The 20,992-nt window shown below is 72.9% G+C and carries 19 protein-coding genes and 1 tRNA gene; 16 read left to right on the top strand and 4 right to left on the bottom strand.

Translation table 11 applies throughout. The features are described 5' to 3' along the window. The first annotated feature begins 111 nt into the window (after nucleotides 1–111). On the top strand, nucleotides 112–1,944 hold the full coding sequence (gene metG, locus ACWENR_RS03250) for a methionine--tRNA ligase (protein WP_452275431.1): 1,833 nt from the start codon (nucleotides 112–114) through the stop codon (nucleotides 1,942–1,944). A gap of 84 nt (nucleotides 1,945–2,028) precedes the next feature. On the opposite strand, the gene ACWENR_RS03245 is transcribed toward metG, so the two are convergent. Further along, entirely contained in the window at nucleotides 2,029–2,880 is an 852-nt protein-coding gene (locus ACWENR_RS03245) for an alpha/beta fold hydrolase (RefSeq protein WP_452275430.1), read from the bottom strand. 135 nt (nucleotides 2,881–3,015) lie between these two features. Between ACWENR_RS03245 and ACWENR_RS03240 the strand changes: the two genes are divergently transcribed. The 6 genes from ACWENR_RS03240 (at nucleotide 3,016) to ACWENR_RS03215 (ending at nucleotide 9,139) form a co-directional block, all read left to right on the top strand. Then, on the top strand, nucleotides 3,016–3,903 hold the full coding sequence (locus ACWENR_RS03240; protein WP_452275429.1) for a TatD family hydrolase: 888 nt from the start codon (nucleotides 3,016–3,018) through the stop codon (nucleotides 3,901–3,903). A gap of 55 nt (nucleotides 3,904–3,958) precedes the next feature. Continuing rightward, nucleotides 3,959–4,828: a 16S rRNA (adenine(1518)-N(6)/adenine(1519)-N(6))-dimethyltransferase RsmA gene (gene rsmA, locus ACWENR_RS03235; RefSeq protein ID WP_452275428.1), complete on the top strand. Its 870-nt coding sequence runs from the start codon at nucleotides 3,959–3,961 to the stop codon at nucleotides 4,826–4,828. 145 nt (nucleotides 4,829–4,973) lie between these two features. Then, nucleotides 4,974–5,930 carry a 4-(cytidine 5'-diphospho)-2-C-methyl-D-erythritol kinase gene (locus ACWENR_RS03230; protein ID WP_452275427.1) on the top strand — a complete coding sequence of 319 codons (957 nt, stop codon included), beginning with the start codon at nucleotides 4,974–4,976 and terminating at the stop codon, nucleotides 5,928–5,930. 114 nt (nucleotides 5,931–6,044) lie between these two features. Further along, complete coding sequence (locus tag ACWENR_RS03225; protein WP_452275458.1) at nucleotides 6,045–7,847, top strand: ABC-F family ATP-binding cassette domain-containing protein; 1,803 nt, start codon at nucleotides 6,045–6,047, stop codon at nucleotides 7,845–7,847. Nucleotides 7,848–7,962: 115 nt separating this feature from the next. Next, the gene (locus ACWENR_RS03220) at nucleotides 7,963–8,418 is read left to right on the top strand and encodes a DUF4383 domain-containing protein (protein ID WP_452275426.1); all 456 of its coding nucleotides are present in this window, start codon (nucleotides 7,963–7,965) and stop codon (nucleotides 8,416–8,418) included. 247 nt (nucleotides 8,419–8,665) lie between these two features. Next, a complete protein-coding gene (locus ACWENR_RS03215; protein WP_452275425.1) occupies nucleotides 8,666–9,139 on the top strand; it encodes a DUF4383 domain-containing protein in 474 nt (157 codons plus the stop codon). Nucleotides 9,140–9,170: 31 nt separating this feature from the next. Here ACWENR_RS03215 and ACWENR_RS03210 read toward each other — a convergent pair whose 3' ends face one another. Further along, entirely contained in the window at nucleotides 9,171–9,854 is a 684-nt protein-coding gene (locus tag ACWENR_RS03210; protein ID WP_452275424.1) for a TetR family transcriptional regulator, read from the bottom strand. A 220-nt stretch (nucleotides 9,855–10,074) separates the two neighbouring features. Next, nucleotides 10,075–11,031: an acyl-CoA desaturase gene (locus ACWENR_RS03205; RefSeq protein ID WP_452275423.1), complete on the bottom strand. Its 957-nt coding sequence runs from the start codon at nucleotides 11,029–11,031 to the stop codon at nucleotides 10,075–10,077. Nucleotides 11,032–11,163: 132 nt separating this feature from the next. Here ACWENR_RS03205 and ACWENR_RS03200 point away from each other — a divergent pair, with 132 nt between their 5' ends. From ACWENR_RS03200 to ACWENR_RS03160, 9 genes are all read left to right on the top strand, one after another. After that, a complete protein-coding gene (locus ACWENR_RS03200) occupies nucleotides 11,164–11,922 on the top strand; it encodes a helix-turn-helix domain-containing protein (RefSeq protein ID WP_452275422.1) in 759 nt (252 codons plus the stop codon). Between the two features lie 43 nt (nucleotides 11,923–11,965). Then, nucleotides 11,966–12,036, top strand: a tRNA-Gln gene (locus ACWENR_RS03195). 74 nt (nucleotides 12,037–12,110) lie between these two features. Beyond that, complete coding sequence (gene glmU, locus ACWENR_RS03190; RefSeq protein ID WP_452275421.1) at nucleotides 12,111–13,646, top strand: bifunctional UDP-N-acetylglucosamine diphosphorylase/glucosamine-1-phosphate N-acetyltransferase GlmU; 1,536 nt, start codon at nucleotides 12,111–12,113, stop codon at nucleotides 13,644–13,646. A gap of 57 nt (nucleotides 13,647–13,703) precedes the next feature. Beyond that, a complete protein-coding gene (locus ACWENR_RS03185) occupies nucleotides 13,704–14,684 on the top strand; it encodes a ribose-phosphate diphosphokinase (RefSeq protein WP_452275420.1) in 981 nt (326 codons plus the stop codon). 448 nt (nucleotides 14,685–15,132) lie between these two features. Beyond that, complete coding sequence (locus tag ACWENR_RS03180; protein ID WP_452275419.1) at nucleotides 15,133–15,822, top strand: 50S ribosomal protein L25/general stress protein Ctc; 690 nt, start codon at nucleotides 15,133–15,135, stop codon at nucleotides 15,820–15,822. A 97-nt stretch (nucleotides 15,823–15,919) separates the two neighbouring features. Further along, the gene (gene pth / locus ACWENR_RS03175) at nucleotides 15,920–16,510 is read left to right on the top strand and encodes an aminoacyl-tRNA hydrolase (RefSeq protein ID WP_452275418.1); all 591 of its coding nucleotides are present in this window, start codon (nucleotides 15,920–15,922) and stop codon (nucleotides 16,508–16,510) included. A 111-nt stretch (nucleotides 16,511–16,621) separates the two neighbouring features. Next, nucleotides 16,622–17,455 (top strand): inositol monophosphatase family protein, encoded by an 834-nt coding sequence (locus ACWENR_RS03170; protein ID WP_452275417.1) that lies wholly within the window; start codon nucleotides 16,622–16,624, stop codon nucleotides 17,453–17,455. Between the two features lie 80 nt (nucleotides 17,456–17,535). Then, nucleotides 17,536–18,447: a sulfate adenylyltransferase subunit CysD gene (gene cysD / locus ACWENR_RS03165; RefSeq protein ID WP_452275416.1), complete on the top strand. Its 912-nt coding sequence runs from the start codon at nucleotides 17,536–17,538 to the stop codon at nucleotides 18,445–18,447. After that, nucleotides 18,447–19,772 carry a sulfate adenylyltransferase subunit 1 gene (locus ACWENR_RS03160; protein WP_452275415.1) on the top strand — a complete coding sequence of 442 codons (1,326 nt, stop codon included), beginning with the start codon at nucleotides 18,447–18,449 and terminating at the stop codon, nucleotides 19,770–19,772. Before cysD ends, ACWENR_RS03160 begins: the two co-directional genes overlap by 1 nt. 62 nt (nucleotides 19,773–19,834) lie before the next feature. Here ACWENR_RS03160 and ACWENR_RS03155 read toward each other — a convergent pair whose 3' ends face one another. Then, entirely contained in the window at nucleotides 19,835–20,977 is a 1,143-nt protein-coding gene (locus tag ACWENR_RS03155; protein WP_452275414.1) for a tetratricopeptide repeat protein, read from the bottom strand. Nucleotides 20,978–20,992: the final 15 nt, after the last annotated feature.

Here is a 20,992-nt window from a genome sequence, read left to right as displayed (position 1 = left end):
CGCGTGTCGGCGACAAATCGGACCAACGGTCGACCCGATCCGGCCGGACCGCCGACCCGGGGACCCTATTGGTTCGCGGTCACCTGAGCCGGGTCACTAGGCTTGCTGGTCATGAGTCACGTTCTCGCGGCGGTTGCCTGGCCGTACGCCAACGGCCCGCGCCACATCGGCCACGTCTCCGGTTTCGGCGTTCCCTCCGACGTCTTCAGCCGGTACATGCGGATGGCCGGCCACGACGTGCTCATGGTGTCGGGCACCGACGAGCACGGCACCCCGATCCAGGTGCAGGCCGACGCCGAGGGGGTCACCCCGCGCGAGCTGGCCGACCGGTACAACCGGGTGATCGCCGAGGACCTGCGGGCGCTCGGGCTCTCCTACGACCTGTTCACCCGCACCACCACCCGCAACCACTACGCGGTGGTGCAGGAGCTGTTCCAGGGGTTGCACCGCAACGGCTACATCGTCCCGAAGACCACCACCGGCGCGATCTCCCCGTCCACCGGCCGGACCCTGCCGGACCGCTACATCGAGGGCACCTGCCCCATCTGCGGCTACGACAGCGCCCGCGGCGACCAGTGCGACAACTGCGGCAACCAGCTCGACCCGGTCGACCTGATCGACCCCAAGTCGAAGATCAACGGCGAGACGCCGAAGTTCGTCGAGACCGAGCACTTCTTCCTGGACCTGCCCGCCCTGGCCGACGTGCTGCGGCAGTGGCTGGACAACCGCGAGGGCTGGCGCCCCAACGTGCTGCGCTTCTCCCGCAACCTGCTCGACGACCTCCAGCCCCGGGCCATCACCCGCGACCTGGAGTGGGGGGTGCCGATCCCGCTCGACGGCTGGCGCGACCGCGGCGACAAGCGGATCTACGTCTGGTTCGACGCGGTCATCGGCTACCTGTCGGCCTCCATCGAGTGGGCCCGCCGCTCCGGCGACCCCGAGGCGTGGCGGAAGTACTGGAATCCGAAGGGCCGCGAGGGCAGTGTCGCGTCAGCCAGCGGAGCCGGCGGTGACGCCCGCGGCTACTACTTCATGGGCAAGGACAACATCGTCTTCCACTCGGTGATCTGGCCGGCGCTGCTCTCCGGCTACTCCGGCGCGGGCGCCCACGACGGCGAGCCGGGCGAGCTGGGCCGGCTCAACCTCCCCACCGAGGTCGTCTCCAGCGAATACCTGACCATCGAGGGCCGCAAGTTCTCCTCGTCCCGCAAGGTGGTCATCTACGTCCGGGACTTCCTGGAGCGCTACGACGCCGACGCGCTGCGCTACTTCATCGCCGCCGCCGGCCCGGAGAGCAACGACACCGACTTCACCTGGGCGGAGTTCCTCCGCCGCAACAACGACGAACTGGTCGCCGGCTGGGGCAACCTGGTCAACCGGTCCGTCTCCATGGCGGCGAAGAACTTCGGCGCGATCCCGCCGGTCGACCCGGCCGGGCTCACCGAGGCCGACGAGGCGCTGCTCGCCACCGCCCGGGCCGGCTTCGCCACCGTCGGCGACCTGATCGCCCGGCACCGGCAGAAGCAGGCCATCGGCGAGGCGATGAGGGTGGTCGCCGAGGCCAACAAATACCTCTCCGAGCAGGCCCCGTGGAAGCTCAAGGACGAGGCGGACAAGCCCCGGATGGGCACCATCCTGCACGTCGCCCTCCAGGTGGTCAGCGACGCCAACACGCTGCTCACCCCGTTCCTGCCGCACTCCGCGCAGAAGGTGCACGAGCTGCTCGGCGGCACCGGGGTGCACGCGCCGATGCCGGTCATCGAGGAGGTCGAGGACCTCGACGGCGGGCCCGCGTACCCGGTGCTGACCGGCGACTACACGGTCGGCGCGCGCTGGGAGTCCGTACCGCTGGAGGTGGGCCGCGCGCTGGCCGCGCCGAAGCCGGTCTTCCGCAAGCTCGACCCGTCGATCGTCGACGAGGAGCTGGCCCGCCTGGCCGGCTGAGGCCGACGGCACCGACGGGCGCGCCCCCTGCCCGGGGGCGCGCCCGTCGTCGTACGGGCGGCGACGACCCGCCCCGGTCGGCCGTCAGGCCCGGGCCATCGCCGGCGCCCCGATGAAGTCCAGGATGGCGCGGTTCACCTCGGCCGCGTGCGTCCACGGGATGCCGTGCGGCGCGCCCCTGAGGGTGACCAGCTGGCTGCCGGGCAGCATCGGTTGCAGCCGCTGCCCGGTCTTCGCGTACGGCAGCACCGCGTCGGAGTCGCCCTGCACGATCAGCACCGGCACGTCGATGCGCGACACGTCGCCCCGGAAGTCGGTCTGCCAGGCCTCCACGCTGTCGTGGGTGCCCTTCGCCGACGCCCGCGCGCCGATCTCCCAGTGCGCCCGGAACGCCTCCTCGCTGACCAGCCTGCCCCGGTTCTCCTGGTAGTTGAAGAACGCCTCGCAGAAGGTGGTGAGATAGGCGAAGCGGTCGTCGAGGATGGCCTGCTGGAAGCCCTGGAAGAGGCTCTTCTCGACCCCCTCCGGGTTGTCCGAGGTCTTCAGCAGGAACGGCGCGAGCGGGGCCAGCAGCACCGCCCGCTCCACCCGCTGCGAGCCGTAGACGCCCAGGTAGCGGGTCACCTCGCCGGTGCCCATCGAGTGGCCGACCAGGATCGCGTCGCGCAGGCCCAGCTCGGCCATCAACACGTCCAGGTCGCCGGCGAACGTGTCGTAGTCGTACCCGAACGCCGGCTGGGCCGAGTTGCCGAAACCCCGCCGGTCGTAGGTGATCGTCCGGTAGCCGGCCGCCAGCAGCGGCCCGACCTGCTTCTCCCACGTCGCCCCGTTGAACGGGAAGCCGTGGATCAGCACGATCGGCTGACCGGAGCCGTGATCCTCGTAGTACAGGTCGACGGGGGCGGAGTTCTCCGTCCCCACGGTGATGAAGGGCATGCGCGTCTCCTGGTCAGTGACGGTCGGACGCGTGCGCGTTCCCGTCCCGCCCCCGGTTATGCCGGCGCGGGCCGGTGAACGGCCGGTGGCGTCCCCGCGACGGCGGGCGGCGGCGGTGTGTGATGCTGGCCTGCGATGAGCGAGCCCACCGAAACCCGCAAGCAGCGCGCCGCCCGCCGGGCCGGCGAGTTCCCGCCCGCGCCCGCGCCGCTGCCCCGGCCCGTGCTGGACAGCCACACCCACCTCGACATCACGGTCAGCGAGGCCGGCGTGCCCGGCGGCGGCCCCGCCGAGGACCCGGTCGCCGTCGCCGTCGCCGTCGCCGCCTCCGTCGGCGTCGACCGGCTGGTGCAGGTCGGCGTGGACGTGGCGTCGTCCCGGTGGGGCGCGGACGTCGCCGACGCCCAGCCGGCGGTGCTGGCCACCGTGGCGCTGCACCCGAACGAGGCGCCCCGCCTGGCCGACCTCGACGAGGCGCTGCGCGAGATCGAGGCGCTCGCCGCCCGCGACCGGGTACGCGGCGTCGGCGAGACCGGCATGGACTTCTTCCGCACCGGCGAGGAGGGGCGCGCCGTCCAGGAGGAGAGCTTCCGCGCCCACGTCGCCATCGCCAAGCGGTACGGCAAGGCGCTGGTCATCCACGACCGGGACGCCCACGCCGACGTGCTGCGGATCCTCGACGACGAGGGCGCCCCCGACACCGTGGTGCTGCACTGCTTCTCCGGCGACGCCGACTTCGCCCGCGAGTGCGTCCGCCGGGGATTCCTGCTCAGCTTCGCCGGCACGGTCACCTTCGGCAGCGCCACCGCCCTGCGCGAGGCCGCCGCCGTCACCCCGGTCGACCAGATGCTGGTGGAGACCGACGCGCCCTACCTGACCCCGATGCCGCACCGGGGCCGGCCCAACGCGTCGTACCTGATCCCGCTGACCGTCCGGTCGCTGGCCGCGACGACGGGCACGGACCTCGACGAGCTCTGCGCCGCCATCTCCGCCACCGGCGACCGCGTCTTCGGCCCGTGGTGACCGGGAGGACCCCTGGCACGCGCGCCCCGGCGGCGGCCCGCATAGGCTACGGGGCGTGACCGGTCTCCTCGGCCCGGCGGAGATCCGGGAACTGGCCGCCCGGCTGGGCGTCGCCCCCACCAAGAGGCTCGGCCAGAACTTCGTACACGACCCGAACACGGTGCGGCGCATCGTCACCGCCGCCGGGCTGACCCCCGACGACGTGGCGCTGGAGGTCGGGCCCGGCCTCGGCTCGCTCACCCTGGCCCTGCTCCCCGTCGCCGCGCACGTGCACGCCGTGGAGATCGATTCGACGCTGGCCGGCGCGCTGCCGGAGACCGCCGCCCGGCACGCCGGCCCCGACGCCGCCCGGCTCACCGTGCACCACGCCGACGCGCTGCGGGTGCGGGCCGCCGACCTGGCCGACCCCGCGCCGACCGCGCTGGTGGCGAACCTGCCCTACAACGTGGCCGTGCCGGTGGTGCTGCACCTGCTCGCCGAGCTGCCCAGCCTGCGCCACGGCCTGGTGATGGTGCAGAAGGAGGTCGCCGACCGGCTCGTCGCCGGTCCCGGCTCCAAGGTGTACGGCGTCCCCTCGGTCAAGCTCGCCTGGTACGCCCGCGCCCGCGCCGCCGGGAAGGTCCCGCCGAACGTGTTCTGGCCGGTGCCGAACGTCGACTCGGGGCTGGTCGCCTTCGCCCGCCGCGAGCCGCCCCGCCACGACGTACCCCGGGAGCGGGTCTTCGCCGTGGTGGACGCGGCGTTCGCGCAGCGCCGCAAGACCCTGCGCGCCGCGCTGGCCGGCTGGGCCGGCGGCGCGGACCGGGCGGCCGCCGCGCTCGCCGCCGCCGGCGTCGACCCCGGCGCGCGCGGCGAGGCGCTCACCGTCGAGCAGTTCGCCGCCATCGCCGCGTCGGCCCCGGCCGCTCCGTCCGCCGCACAGTAGGCTGACGCCGGGCCCGCCGAGGGCCACCGCACGTGCACGCGTACGACCTGGTCGACGGCCGGCACGGGCCCGCCGCCGACGCCGCCGAGGAGCTGATCGTGACCAAGCCGTTCGACATCCGCCTCCGCTCGCGGGACATCGCCCGGTGACCGAGGCCTGGGGACCGGACGACGAGGACGAGCAGCGGCGGCGCGGCGCCAGCGGGCCGGTGCGGGTCCGGGTGCCCGCCAAGATCAACCTGCATCTCGGGGTGGGGCCGCTGCGCCACGACGGCTACCACGAGCTGAACACCGTCTACCACGCCATCTCCGTCCACGACGAGCTGACGGCCCGCCGCGGCGACACCCTGACCCTCACCATGGAGGGCGAGGGCGCCGGCGAGCTGGCCCTGGACGACTCCAACCTGGCCATCCGGGCGGCCCGCGCCCTCGCCGCGTACGCCGGGGTGGCGCCGCACGCCCGGCTGCACCTGCGCAAGCAGATCCCGCTCGCGGGCGGGCTGGCCGGCGGCAGCGCCGACGCCGCCGCCGCGCTGGTCGCCTGCGACGTGCTCTGGGGCACCGGGCTGTCCCGCGACGAGCTGGCCGGGATCGCCGCCGACCTGGGCAGCGACGTGCCGTTCCTGATCCACGGCGGCACCGCGCTCGGCACCGGCCGCGGCGAGGCGGTCAGCCCCGTGCTGGCCCGACCCACCTCCTGGCACTGGGTGGTGGCCGTCGCCGACGGCGGCCTCTCCACCCCGGCCGCCTACCGGGAGCTGGACCGGCTCCGCGACGCAGGCACCGCCGGCGAGCCGCTGGGCAGCACCGACGCGCTGCTCGCCGCGCTGCGCCAGCGGGACCCCCGGGTGCTCGCCGCGACCCTCGGCAACGACCTCCAGGACGCCGCCCTGGCCATGCGCCCGTCGCTGGCGGAGACCCTGAAGGCAGGCGAGGCAGCCGGCGCGCTCGCCGGCATCGTCTCCGGCTCGGGGCCGACCTGCGTGTTCCTCGCGACGGACGCCGCCGACGCCGGGCGGATCGCCGCCGAGCTGGAGTCCGCCGGGGTGTGCCGCGAGGCGCGCACCGCCCACGGCCCGGTCGCCGGCGCCCGGGTCGTCTGACCCGGGCCGGCTCCGGCCGGAAGGAGCCGGGGCGTCCGCGTACCCTGGAAGGCTCAGGCGTCCCAGGTGCCGACCGGCACCGGGACGCCTTGATCATGGGAGGTGGGTGAGGTCGTGGCCAACATCGTCAACCTGGACCGGGTGTCCAAGGGGTACGGCGCCGCCGGCGCGCTGCTCACCGACGTCTCGCTCGGCCTCGACGACGCCGACCGGATCGGCGTCGTCGGCCTCAACGGCGCCGGCAAGTCCACCCTGCTGCAGCTGCTCACCAAGCAGGAGGAGCCGGACGACGGGCGGGTCACCCACCGCCGCGACCTGCGGGTCGCCTGGCTGCCGCAGAGTTTGACGCTCGCCCCCGAGGCCACCGTCCGCGACGTCGTGCTCGGCACCGCCTGGCTCGGCGAGAGCATGGGCGCCGAGCACGAGTGGGCGGGCGACGCCGGCGTGCGCGCCATCCTCGACGGCCTCGGCATGCCCCATCTCGGCCTCGACCAGCCCGTCGGCCCGATGTCCGGCGGCGAGCGGCGGCGGGTGGCCCTGGCGGCGCTGCTGGTCCGCGAGTCCGACCTGCTGATCCTCGACGAGCCCACCAACCACCTCGACGTCGGCGGCGTCGACTGGCTCGCGAAGCACCTCGTCGGCCGCCGGGGCGCGCTCGTCGTGGTCACCCACGACCGGTGGTTCCTCGACGCCGTCTGCACCACCACCTGGGAGGTCGCCGACCAGACCGTCCGGGCGTACGAGGGCGGGTTCGCCGCGTGGACCCTCGCCCGCGTCGAGCGCGAGCGGGTCGCCGCGGCCACCGAGGCCCGCCGGCAGAACCTGCTCCGTAAGGAGATCGCGTGGCTGCGTCGCGGCCCGCCCGCCCGCACCTCCAAGCCGCGGTTCCGCATCGACGCGGCCAACGCGCTCATCGCCGACGTCCCGCCGCCGCGCGACACCATGTCGCTGCAACGGCTCGCCACCGCCCGGCTCGGCAAGCAGGTGTACGACCTCGAGCACGTCACCCTGCACGCCGGCCCGAAGGAGATCCTGCACGACGTCACCTGGCAGGTAGGCCCCGGCGACCGGATCGCCATCCTGGGCCGCAACGGGGCCGGCAAGACCACCCTGCTGCGGATGCTCGCCGGCGTGACCCGCCCCGACGGCGGGCGCCTCGCCACCGGCTCGACCGTCCGGCCGGCGTTCCTCTCCCAGGAGCTGGCCGAGCTCCCCGGCCACCTGCGCGTGCTCGAAGCGGTCGAGGAGGTCGCCCGCCGGGTGCAGCTCGGCGACCGCGAGGTCTCCGCCGCGCAGCTCGCCGAGGTCTTCGGCTTCGACGACCGGCGCCTCTGGACGCCGGTCAGCGACCTCTCCGGTGGCGAGCGCCGGCGGCTGCAGATGCTCCGGCTGCTCGCCGGCGAGCCGAACGTGCTGCTGTTCGACGAGCCCACCAACGACCTCGACACCGACACCCTCGCCGCCCTGGAGGACCTGCTCGACTCCTGGCCCGGCACCGTCATCGTGGCCAGCCACGACCGCTACCTCATCGAGCGGGTCACCGACGTCGCGTACGGGATGTTCGGCGACGGGCGCCTCGTGCACCTGCCCGGCGGCGTCGACGAGTACCTCGCCCGCGCCGCCGGGCGGCCCGAGCCGGCCCCGGCCGTGGCGGCCCCGACCGCCGCCGGCACGCCCGCCCCCGCCGGCATGTCGGCCGCCGAGGCGCGGCAGGCGCGCAAGGAGCTCGCCCGGCTGGAACGGCAGGTCGCCAAGCTGGAGCAGAAGGAGGCGAGCCTGCTCGACCAGCTCGCCACCCACGCCACGGACTACGCCAAGGTCGCCGAACTCGACGCGCAGCTCAAGGAGCTGCGGGCCGAGCGGGAGCGCACCGAGGAGTCGTGGCTGGCACTGGCGGACGAGATCCCGGCGATCTGAGGCGTCCCTCTGTCATGACGCCGCGCGCGGGAGGCACCCCGTGTGCGGCGTCACACCGCGACGTGCGGGACAATCGTCCGCGACCCCTCACCCGAACGGCGTTGGAGACACAGACATGGCCCACACCCCCGTCAACCACCCCGCGCGGCCGGTATACCGGGCGATCGGCGGGCTGACCGGTCTGTACCTGGTGGCCTTCGGCGTGCTCGGCATCATCGCGAGCGCCGGGAACGAGATCCTCGCCCAGGACGACACCAAGGTCCTGGCGCAGGGCACCAACCTCGGGTTCTCGCTGCTCAGCGTCCTGCTGGGGGCCGCGGTGCTGGCCGGCACCGCGATCGGTCGCAACATCGACGTCATGATCAACCAGTGGCTGGCGTACGCCATCATGGCGATCAGCCTCGCCGGCCTCGCCTTCATCCAGACCGAGGCCAACATCTTCAACTTCAGCATCATCACCGTCATCGTGCTGATGGTGGTCGGCCTGGTGCTGCTGATGGTCGGCATGTACGGCAAGGTCGGCACGGACGAGGAGAAGGAGGCCTGGCAGAAGGCCCGGCTCGTGCTCTGAGTTCTTCCGGTTGCTCTCGGTTCTCGCCGGAGCCCGACCCGCTGCGGGCGGTCAGGCTTGATCCCTGCGCGGTCGGGCTCCGGCGAAAACCTGTCGTGGTCCCGCTCCACCCCGGCCCCTGCGGCCCGGTGGGGTGGGACCTTTCTGGTTCTGCCTCCCCCTCGGCGCTGCCTTCAGGCGTTTCGCCGGACATCGGCTCCTGTCCGGGTGACAATCGGGTGATCGTCACCAATCGGGTGGAGGGGTCATGCCGCACTTTCCGGTGAACCATCCGGCCCGGCCGATCTACCGGCTCCTCGCCGGGCTGGTCGGCCTCTACATCCTGGTCTTCGGGGTCTGGGGCGTCGCCCTGACGTGGGGCGATCCGCTCTTCGACCGCGGCGACGCCTGGGTCCTCGGGCTCCGCACCAACCTGGCGTTCTCGCTGGCCTCGGTGATCTTCGGGGTCGTGCTGATCGTCGGCGCCTCACGGCGCGGCAACCTCGGTCACCACATGAACCTGACCGCCGGGGTCGTCTTCCTGGTGACCAGCATCCTCATGATGGCCGTGCTCCAGACCGAGGCCAACTTCCTCAACTTCTCGATGTCCACGGTCATCGTGTCGATGCTCTTCGGGCTGCTCCTGCTCGGCACCGGCCTGTACGACAAGGTCGGCACCGACGAGCACGCCGAGGAGGAGCGGCGGCGCCGCCACCACCCCGTCTCCGAGGCGCACCGCTGACGGGCCGCCCCGTCCGGCGACCCCGCCCCGCTCAGCGACCTCGCGCCGTGATCAGCCCCGGCTTGGCCTCCAGGTGCGACAGCCCGTTCCACGCCAGGTTGACCAGGTGCGCCCCGACGGTCTCCTTGCGCGGCTTGCGCACCTCCAGCCACCACCGGCCCGTCAGCGCCACCATGCCCACCAGCGCCTGCGAATAGAGCTCGGCCAGCTTCGGGTCGTAGCCCCGGCTGGAGAACTCGGCGCCCAGGATGTGCTCCACCTGGTGCGCCACGTCGTTCATGACGCTGCTGAAGTTGCCCGTCGCCGACAGCACCGGGGACTCGCGCACCAGCACCCGGAAGCCGTCGGTCTCCTCCTCGATGTAGGTCAGCAGGGCCATCGCCGCCTGCTCCAGCAGCTCGCGCGGATGGCCAGCGGTCAACGCCGTGGTGATCCGGTCCAGCAGGGCCCGGACCTCCCGGTCCACCACCACCGCGTAGAGCCCCTCCTTGCCGCCGAAGTGCTCGTAGACCACCGGCTTGGAGACCTTCGCGCGGGCCGCCACCTCCTCTATCGAGGTGGCGTCGAAACCCCGCTCGGCGAAGATCTGCCGGGCGATCGAGATCAGCTGCTCGCGCCGCTGGGCCGCGGACATGCGTACCCGTGAGGAGGTCTTGCCGGCGGCGACCGCCCGCCGCCGGCCGGTGCCGCCGTTGCTGCCAGGGACATCCGCCATGTCGTCACTCCGCCGGCGCTCGGTGACGCCCTGTCGTGGGATGGTGCCGTCGGTGTGCCGGCTCACGTCGTCGCCTCACCGGCGACCGGCCGGATGGCGTCGCCGCGCCGCCCGACCGTTTCGTCGCCGGCACCGGCGGCGCGGGGCAACCCGCCGTCGCCCCCGCTCTGCTCGGTCACCCGGCCATACTGCCAGGTGGCCCCGACAGGCACCGCCCGGTTTACGACCCGGTGGCCGGCTTGACGAGCTTCGCCGCGATGCGCTCGGGCTTCGGCCAGCGCACGTCCCAGGCCGCGCCGGCCTTCTCGAACAGCCAGATCACCCGGGCCGAGATGTCCACCTGGCCCCGCAACACCCCGTGCCGCGCGCAGGTCGGATCGGCGTGGTGCAGGTTGTGCCAGCTCTCGCCGAACGACAGGATCGCCAGCGGCCAGAAGTTCGACGCCCGGTCGCCCTGGCGCATCGCGAACGGCCGCTCGCCGTAGACGTGGCACACGGAGTTGATCGACCAGGTCACGTGGTGCAGCAGCGCGATGCGGACCAGCCCGCCCCAGAAGAGCGCGGTCAGCGCGCCCTGCCACGACCAGGTCAGCAGGCCGCCCATCAGCGCGGGCCCCAGCACCGAGACGGTCACCAGCAGCGGGAAGAGCCGGTCCACCCGGTTGATGTCGCGGTCGGCGAGCAGGTCCGGGGCGAACCGCTCCCGGTTGGACAGCTCCCGGCCGAAGAGCCAGCCGACGTGCGCGTGGAACAGGCCCTTGGTCAGGCCGCGCACGCTCTCCCCGAACCGCCACGGCGAGTGCGGGTCGCCCTCCAGGTCGGAGAAGGCGTGGTGCCGTCGGTGGTCGGCCACCCACTGGATGATGTCGCCCTGCACCGCCAGCGATCCCGAGACCGCCAGCGCCACCCGCAGCCAGCGCTTCGCCTTGAACGAGCCGTGGGTGAAGTAGCGGTGGTAGCCGACGGTGATCCCCAGCCCCGAGATGACGTACCAGAAGGCGGCGACGGCCACGTCGGTCCAGCCCAGCCAGCCGCCCCAGGCGACCGGTACGGCGGCGAGGAGGGCGAGGAAGGGGATCACCACGAACGCCCAGAGGGCGACGAGGATGCCTCGGGACTGGCTTCCCTGGGTAAGCGGCTTGGGGCCCGGCGCGGGCTCGAGAAGGGTGGTGGACATGGCACCTCGCAGAGGGACGATCGATCACGAAGTTACGCCTACGTCACCGTAACTTAGCTTCGTTCGGCGCGCACGGGACAGCGTCGCGAATGAATGCCTGAACTGTCGTACGCCCGTACTAACGTGCTGCTCATGACTGATCCACCAACCGCCGGATCGTCACCGGCGCAGCCTGCCCCCAGCTACCGCGGGCCACTCCCGGAGCTCTACGAGCAGGCGCTGCGTCTGCGTCGCGGCGGGTGCACCGTGCCGGAGATCGCGAAGCGGGTGGGGGTGGCTCGGTCCACCGCCTACCAGTGGGTGCGTCACCTTCCGATCGACCACGACTCGGACGAGGCGAGGGCGCGCCGAAGGGCGCACTCCAAGGTCATGACCGATGCGCAGTGGGATCGACACCGTGCCGTCCGGGACGCGGCCCGAGCCGAGACGGTGACGAAGGTCGCGGCCTGGGTCAAGCAGCTCCGTCACCGCGAACTCGTCCTGGTCGGCGCGGCGATCTACTGGTGCGAGGGCGGCAAGGCCAAGCCGTGGCGGCCCAATGACTGCCGGGTCAAGTTCATCAACAGCGACCCGGTCCTGGTGCTGCTGTTCCTCCGGTTCGTCGAGGCGTTGGGGGTCGCCCCGGCTGCGCTGCGGTTCCGGGTCAACATTCACGAGAGTGCCGACGAGGCGGCGGCGGTGCGGTGGTGGGCAGACCTGGTCGGGGTGCCGGCGGAGAAGTTCCAGCGCTCCTCGCTCAAACGACACCGGCCGGAGACGAAGCGGCAGAACGTCGGAGATGACTATCGGGGCTGCCTCACCGTCTACGTCCTGCGATCGAGCCGCCTCTACTGGAAGATCGAGGGGATCATGAAGGGAATGAGCGATGGCGTCGCCGGCCCGGGGCGCTAAGGTGTAGGGGCCGGCGGGTTGCTTTTTTGCCCGTTTTAGACCGTCCCGGGTCGTCTAATGGCAGGACGTCAGGTTTTGGTCCTGATTGTAGGGGTTCGAGTCCTCTCCCGGGAGCTTCCGCTCGTCGCGGACGCCGTCTGGTTAGCATGGCCGCGAGACTGTCCGCCGTCCCGACGGGAGCCCGCGTCGTGTCCCAGCCCCACCTCCGCACCGTTGTCGTGCTCGCCGCCGGGGAGGGCAAGCGGATGAAGTCGGCGCTGCCCAAGGTGCTGCACCCGCTGCTCGGCCGTACCCTCGTCGGCCACGTGCTCACCGCGGCCGCGCCGCTGGCCGCGGACCGCACGGTGGTCGTGGTCGGCCACGGCGCCGACCAGGTCCGCGCGCATCTGGCGGAGATCGCCCCCCAGGCCACGCCGGTGCTCCAGGCCGAGCAGCTCGGCACCGGGCACGCCGTCCGGATCGCGCTCGACGCGGTGCCCGACGCCACCGGCACCGTGGTCGTGATCAACGGCGACGTGCCGCTGCTGCGCCCGGAGACGGTGGCCGCGCTCGTCGAGGCGCACGAGGGCGAGAGCGCGGCGGCGACCGTGCTCGCCGCCGAGGTGCCCGACCCGACCGGCCTGGGCCGGATCGTGCGGGACGCCGACGGGCGGCTGGAGCAGATCGTCGAGGAGCGCGACGCGACCGCGGCGCAGCGCGCGATCCGCGAGATCAACGCCGGCATCTACGCGTTCGACGTGGCCCGGCTGCGCGACGCGCTCGGCAAGCTGTCGACCGACAACGACCAGGGCGAGGAATACCTGACCGACGTCTTCGGCCTGCTGGTCTCGGCCGGGGAGCCGGTGGCGGTGCACGTGGCGGCGGACCACGTGGAGACGCTGGGCTGCAACGACCGGGTCGAGCTGGCCGCGCTGCGCCGCCTGCTGCGTGACCGGGTCAACGAGGCGTGGATGCGCACCGGGGTCAGCCTCCTCGACCCGGACACCACCTGGATCGACGTGACGGTTGCCCTGGACCGGGACGCGGTGGTCGACCAGAACACCCAGCTGCGCGGCGGCACGGTGGTCGGCGCCGGCGCGGTCGTCGGGCCGGACGTGACGCTGATCGACACCGTGGTCGGCCCGGGCGCCACCGTGCTGCGCAGCCACGCCGTGGGCGCCGAGGTCGGCCCGGGCGCCAGCGTCGGGCCGTACGCGTACCTGCGGCCGGACGCCCGGCTGGCGGAGAAGGCCAAGGTCGGCACGTTCGTCGAGGTGAAGAACTCCGAGGTGGGCGCGGGCGCGAAGGTGCCGCACCTGTCGTACGTGGGGGACGCCACGATCGGGGCGAAGGCCAACATCGGCGCGGCGACGATCTTCGTGAACTACGACGGGGTGAACAAGCACCGCACCACGGTCGGCGAGGCGGCCTTCATCGGCTGCGACACCAGCCTGATCGCGCCGGTGGAGGTGGGCGCGGGGGCGTACGTGGCGGCGGGCAGCGCGATCACCCAGGACGTGCCGCCGGGCGCGCTCGGGGTGACCCGGGCGCCGCAGCGCAACATCGACGGGTGGGTGGCCCGCAAGCGGGCCGGCACCGCCTCCGCCGAGGCCGCCGAGCGGGCCCGCGACGGCGGCGAGGGTGTGTCGGCGCGGGCCGCCGGGGCAAGTGAAGGTGAGGCAATCCACGGGGATGCCGAGGCGGTCAGGCCGGCGTCCGGCGCGGGGGATACTGCAACCGAATAGTCCCCGGTCCACCACCACCGTGCCGGGTACCACCGACCAACGGGAGCAGACGGGCCCATGGGCAGCATCGTCGCCGAAAACCGCAAGAGCCTGATGCTTTTTTCCGGACGTGGCTTTCCGGAGTTGGCCAAGGAGATCGGCGAGGTGCTCGGCGTCGCGCCGACGCCGGCCGACGCCTACGAGTTCGCCAACGGCGAGATCTTCGTACGGTACAAGGACTCGGTGCGCGGTTCGGACGCCTTCGTGGTGCAGTCCGTGACGCACGGGGTCAACACCTGGGTCATGGAGACCCTGATCATGATCGACGCGCTGAAGCGCGGCTCGGCCAAGCGGATCACCGTGGTCCTGCCGTTCTACCCGTACGCCCGGCAGGACAAGAAGCACCGCGGCCGGGAGCCGATCTCGGCGCGCCTGGTGGCGGACCTGCTGAAGACGGCCGGGGCGAACCGCATCCTCACCGTCGACCTGCACACCGCGCAGATCCAGGGCTTCTTCGACGGCCCGGTCGACCACCTCTTCGCGATGGACATCCTCGCCGAGTACGTCGAGCACAAGTACGCGGGCCGGCCGATGACGGTGGTGGCGCCGGACTCGGGTCGGGTGCGGGTGGCGGAGCGGTGGACCGACCGGCTGGGTGGCTGCCCGCTGGCCTTCATCCACAAGACCCGGGACCCGCTGAAGCCGAACCAGGTGGTGGCGAACCGGGTGGTCGGCGAGGTCGAGGGGCGGGTCTGCCTGATCGTCGACGACATGATCGACACGGGCGGCACGATCTGCAAGGCGGCGGACATCCTGCGGGAGTCCGGTGCGGCCGACGTGATCGTGGCCTCCACCCACGCGCTGCTCTCCGACCCGGCGACGGAGCGGCTGAAGAACAGCCCGATCAGCGAGGTCGTGGTGACCAACACGCTGCCGCTGCCGCCGGAGAAGCAGCTCGACAAGATCACCGTGCTGTCGATCGCGCCGCTGCTGGCGCGGGCGATCCGCGAGGTGTTCGACGACGGCTCGGTGACCACCCTCTTCGGTGGCCTGAGCTGACGGCGACGCGCCTGAGCTGACGACGACGGGCCTGAGCTGACGGCGACGGCTCGTCGGTGACCTCTCGCCGACGGGCCGAGCCGACGGCCTGACGCGTCCCGGGCCGGGCGGGCGACCGCCCCTTCGGCCCGGGGTCGGCGCCCGGCGCGGCCGGCTTCGGGTGGGGCGCGGTCGGCGCGGCGCGGCGGATCGGGGGCGGCCAGAATCGGCCTGCGGGCCGGCGGGAACGGTGATAAGGGGACTGCCGGAAAGCTCGGAATCATCTCGGGTAGACTGGTGCGGTTGCCACGGCGAGGGTGCCCGGCGGGCCGCTGACAAGCGCCGCACGGAGGCACCGTCATCGACGCGGTGCTCCGGGCAGTCGTTCTCGACGCATGAGCCCCAGCGAGCCCCTCGCCCCAGCACCGCCAGTCGACAAGCCGCCGCGCGAAGCATCAGGAGTTTCCCCGTGTCCGAGGTAAAGATCAGCGCCGAGCCCCGTACCGAGTTCGGCAAGGGTGGTGCCCGTCGTACCCGCCGGGCCGGCAAGGTGCCCGCCGTGCTGTACGGCCACGGCGAGAAGCCCAAGCACATCGCGCTGCCGTCCCGCGAGTTCGCCGCCGCGATCCGCAAGGGCGGCGCCAACCAGCTCTTCGCGATCGAGGTCAGCGACGGCACCCAGGTGCTGGCGCTGCCGAAGGCGATCCAGCGTGACCCGATCAAGGACACCTTCGAGCACGTGGACCTGCTGCTGGTCCGCCGGGGCGAGAAGGTCACCGTCGAGGTCCCGGTCCAGCTGACCGGCGAGGCCGCGAAGGACACCCTGATCGTGCACGACCACGACACCCTCTCGGTGACCGCCGACGCCACCAAGGTGCCGGACCACCTGGAGGCGTCGATCGAGGGCCTGGAGGCGGGCACCCAGGTCACCGCCGGTGACGTGGAGCTGCCGGCCGGCGTCGAGCTGGCCGCCGACGCGGAGCAGACGGTCGCCTCGGTGACCGCCGCGCCGACCGCCGAGCAGCTCGAGGCCACCCTCCCCGAGGTCGAGGAGGCCGCCGAGGAGGCCGAGGCCGAGGTCGGCGAGGAGACCGCCGAGGGCGCCGAGGCTCCGGCCGCCGAGGGCGAGGAGAACGCCGAGGCGAAGACCGAGGCCTGATCGGTTCGCATCGTTGTGACAGGCGTCCCCGCGCGGTCGGGGGCGCCTGTCGGCGTATCGGTGGGTGGGTGACGGCGAGCAGCGGGAGGGGCGGGGCGTGACGGACGAGACGGGGCCGTGGCTGGTGGTCGGCCTGGGCAACCCCGGTCGGGAGTACGCCGGCAACCGGCACAACGTCGGCTTCATGGTGGCCGACCTGCTGGCGGGCCGGCTCGGCGCGAGGTTCGGCCGGCACAAGCGGGCGGTGGCGGAGGTCGCCGAGGGGCGGCTCGGCTTCGGCGGGCCGAAGCTGGTGCTGGTCAAGCCGCTGACCTACATGAACCTCTCCGGCGGGCCGGTGGCCGGCCTGGCCCAGTTCCACAAGGTGCCGCCGGGCCGGGTGATCGCCGTGCACGACGAGCTGGACATCGGCTACGGCCAGCTCCGGGTGAAGTGTGGCGGCGGCGAGGGCGGGCACAACGGCCTGCGGTCGATGTCGAAGTCGTTGGGCACGAAGGAGTACGTCCGGGTGCGGTTCGGCATCGGCCGGCCGCCGGGCCGGCAGGACCCGGCGGACTACGTACTGTCGGATTTCGGCGCGGTCGAGCGCAAGGAGCTGGAGTTCCTGGTGGATCGCGCGGCGGACGTGGTGGAATCCGTGGTCACCAGGGGCGTGGAGCCCACGCAGAACCTCTACCACGGGGTGTGAGCCCCCGGTCGCCCGCGGTGAGCCGGTAGTCTGCGCCTTTCGGCGTGGCGCGACCGGTGGCGGGGCCCGGCGTGCCGGCGCGGAGCGTGCGAGGCGACGGGAGCAGGGGTTATGGGCAGTCCTCCGATGATCGACGGCGCGTTCGCCCGGTGGCTGGCGGCCAGGGCCGGTCAGGCGCTGCTCGGTCTGCGGGCCGAGATGGGTTTCGCCGATCCGGGCGCGCTGAGGTCGGCCGGGGACAAGGTCTCGCACGACCTGATCCGCACCGAGCTGGCGAGGTGGCGGCCGGGTGACGCGGTGCTCTCCGAGGAGGACGAGGGCTCGCGGCTGGCCTGGGCGGCGGAGGTGAACGCCGGGGCGGTGTCGCGGCTGACCGCGGACCGGGTGTGGATCGTCGACCCGCTGGACGGCACCCGTGAGTTCGCCGAGGAGGGCCGTTCCGACTGGGCGGTGCACGTGGCGCTCTGGGCACGTACGGCGCCGGCACCGCACGGCCTGGTCGCGGGGGCGGTGGCGTTGCCGGCGCAGCACCGGGTGCTGGGCACGGACTATCCGCCGGCGTACCCGCCGATGACTGTGGAGGCGGCGACGGCGCCCGGCGGGCGGACGATCCGGCTGGCGGCGAGCCGGAGCCGGCCGCCGGTGTTCCTGACGGACCTGGCGGAGGACGTCGGGGCGCACCTGGTGCCGATGGGTTCGGCCGGGGCGAAGATCGCCGCGGTGGTGACCGGCGAGGTGGACGCCTACATCCACGCGGGCGGGCAGTACGAGTGGGACTCGGCGGCGCCGGTGGCTGTGGCGACGGCCACCGGACTGCACGCTTCCCGGATCGACGGTTCTGCGCTGAAATACAACGAGGCGGATCCGCGTCTACCCGATCTGCTGGTCTGTCGCAAGGATCTCGCCAGTCGGTTGCTTGCAGCGCTGCAGCGTCATTCCGGGTAGCCTGATCGGCAATTCTTGGCATGCCCGACCGGAAAGGTCTGGAATCAGATGAGCGGATTCGACCGAAGCGAGCCCGTGTCATGACCGCCCCCGCCGCCTACCAGGTGTCGCACCTCGACGCGCTGGAGGCCGAGAGCATCTTCGTGATGCGCGAGGTGGTCGCCGAGATGGAGCGGCCGGTGCTGCTCTTCTCGGGCGGCAAGGACTCGATCGTGATGCTCCGGCTGGCCCAGAAGGCGTTCGCCCCGGCCAACATCCCGTTCCCGGTCATGCACGTGGACACCGGCCACAACTTCCCCGAGGTGCTCGAATACCGGGACCAGCGGGTCGCCGAGCTGGGGTTGCAGCTGGTGGTGGCGAGCGTCCCGGAGGCCCTGGCCAGCGGGCTGGTCCGCGAGTCGGCCGACGGGATGCGCAACCGGATCCAGACCCCGGTGCTGCTGGAGGCGGTGGAGAAGCACCGCTTCGACGCGCTCTTCGGCGGTGCCCGCCGCGACGAGGAGAAGGCCCGCGCCAAGGAGCGGGTGTTCAGCTTCCGCGACGAGTTCGGGCAGTGGGACCCGAAGAACCAGCGTCCGGAGCTGTGGGCGCTCTACAACGGCCGGCACCACCCGGGCGAGTCGATCCGGGTCTTCCCGCTGTCCAACTGGACCGAGCTGGACGTCTGGCACTACATCGCCCGCGAGCGGATCGCCCTGCCGTCGATCTACTACGCGCACGAGCGCGAGGTGGTCGAGCGGGACGGGATGCTCTACGCGGTCAACGAGTTCTTCCGCCCCCGGGCGGGCGAGGAGCGGTTCAAGGCGCGGGTGCGCTACCGGACGGTGGGCGACGCGTCCTGCACTGCGGCCGTCCGCTCCGACGCCGACACGGTGGAGAAGGTCATCGAGGAGGTGGCGGCCACCCGGATCACCGAGCGCGGCGCGACCCGCGGCGACGACCGGGTCAGCGAGGCCGCCATGGAGGACCGCAAGCGGGAGGGCTACTTCTGATGACCACCGAGACCGCCCCGCCGGCCGGCGCGGACCCGACGGACGCCCGGGCCGTGCCGGATGCCCGGCCGATGGACCTGCTGCGGTTCGCCACCGCCGGCAGCGTGGACGATGGCAAGTCGACCCTGATCGGTCGGCTGCTCTACGACACGAAGTCGCTCTTCACCGACCAGCTCGCCGCCGTCGAGGCGGTCAGCGCGGCGCGCGGCGACGAGTACACGAACCTGGCGCTGCTCACCGACGGCCTGCGGGCCGAGCGGGAGCAGGGCATCACCATCGACGTGGCCTACCGCTACTTCGCCACGCCCCGGCGGAAGTTCATCATCGCGGACACGCCGGGGCACATCCAGTACACCCGGAACATGGTCACCGGGGCGTCGACGGCCGACCTGGCGCTGATCCTGGTGGACGCCCGCAAGGGGCTGGTCGAGCAGTCCCGGCGGCACGCGTTCCTCTGCTCGCTGCTGCGGGTGCCGCACCTGGTCCTCTGCGTCAACAAGATGGACCTGGTCGACTACTCGCAGGACGTCTTCGAGCGGATCGCGGACGAGTTCACGGCGTTCGCCGCGAAGCTCGACGCGCCCGACCTGACGGTGGTGCCGATCTCCGCGCTGCGCGGCGACAACATCGTCAGCCGGTCGGAGAACATGCCCTGGTACGAGGGGCCGTCGCTGCTGCACCACCTGGAGCGGGTGCACATCGCCAGCGACCGCAACCTGGTCGACGTCCGGTTCCCCGTGCAGTACGTGATCCGGCCGCAGTCCACCACCGTCACCGACTACCGTGGCTACGCCGGTCAGGTGGCCTCGGGGGTGCTCAAGCCGGGCGACGAGGTGATGGTGCTGCCGTCCGGCTTCACCAGCCGGATCTCCGCCGTGGAGACCGCCGACGGGCCGGTCGCGGAGGCGTTCCCGCCGATGTCGGTGACCGTACGCCTGGAAGACGAGATCGACATCTCCCGGGGCGACATGATCTGCCGGCCCAACAACGCCCCGGCGGTGGCGCAGGACATCGAGGCGATGGTCTGCTGGCTGGACGAGACCCGCCCGCTCCAGGTCGGCGGCAAGTACGCCGTCAAGCACACCACCCGTTCGGCGCGGGCCATCGTGCGCGGCCTGCACTACCGGCTGGACATCAACTCGCTGCACCGGGACGAGTCGGCCGGCGAGCTGAGGCTCAACGAGATCGGCCGGGTGCGGCTGCGGACCACCGTGCCGCTGCTCGCGGACGAGTACCGCCGCAACCGCACCACCGGCGGATTCGTGATCATCGACGAGACCACCAACCGTACGGTCGGCGCGGGGATGATCGTCGAGGCGCAGTGAGCGGCGCCGACGGGCGGGCCCCGGTGCCCGCCCGTCGCCCGCCGGGTTGACCGCGCCGGCACCTAGACGCGTGGCGGTGCGCCGGTGGCGGCCGGGGCCGGCGCGTTCGCGCGGGCCACGAGGCGGGTCCAGATCCGGTAGCCGACCCAGCGGACCACCGGGACGGCCCGGCGCTTGAGCTGCCGCCAGGCGCGGAAGGCGAGGACCGCGCCGGCCGGGAGCAGCAGCAGCGCGGCCGCCCCGCCGGCGGGGGTGTCCCTGCCGGGGGCGAGGCCGCTGAGGACCAGCCCGCCGAGCGCCGCCGTGGTCAGCGCCAGGCACAGCACGACGGACGCCGAACCGAGCTGGCGGCGGAGCTGGAGCCGGACCGCGGGCGGCTGCCGGCGCCAGACCGGCAGGATCGCGCCGGCGACGACCGCCAGGAGGGCCGCGGCGACGGCGAGCCGTCCGGGCCGCCCTGCGTCGACCAGCGCGAACAACGCCCAGTGACCGACGCCGGCCAGCGCCGCCGCGTCGAACAGCCGCCAGCACAGGGCCGCGGTGACCGCCTCGTGCGCCACGGCGGAACCGCGGGCCTGGGGGTCGGCGGTCAGGGCGTCGGTGTACCCCCGGGCGGCGCGGCCGACCCGGTCCCGCGCCGCCTCCATGCGCGCGAGCAGGGCCAGGGCCGGCTCGTAGGCCGGGTCCAGGGCGAGGGCCTGCCGGCAGGCCTCCCGGGCCGCCCGGAGCCGGCCCATCCGCAGGTGGATCCGGGCGTCCAGCAGGTGTACGTCGGGGATGTCCCGGCGGATCTGCCGCGCGGTGTCGGCGTGCCGGCGGGCGACCACGACGCGGGTGGGGTTGCCCATGGTCAGCAGCGCCTCCGCGAAGAGCGCGTGGGCCTCCCACGACTGCGGCGCGAGTTCCAGGGCCCGCTGGGCGGCGGCCGCCGCGTAGCCTGCCTGCCCGGCCGCCAGCAGGATCCGGGCCTTCTCGGCGAGCAGGTGCTCCTGGGCGCGGGCGACGCCGAGGGCCTGGTCCACCAGGCGCATGGCCTCGGCCAACTGGCCCACGGACCGGTGACAGCGGGCCAGCGCCACCATCAACCCGACGTGGTGGGGCTGCTCGGCCAGCGCGCCGCGCAGCACCTGCGCCGCCTCGGCATGTCGCCCGACGCCACTGAGGGCCTGCGCCCGCTCCTGCGCGACGATTCCGGCATCGCTCACGTCGTCTCCCTCCCC

This window comes from Micromonospora sp. NPDC004336 (assembly GCF_053602615.1).
This window is presented reverse-complemented; position numbering and strand designations above follow the sequence as displayed.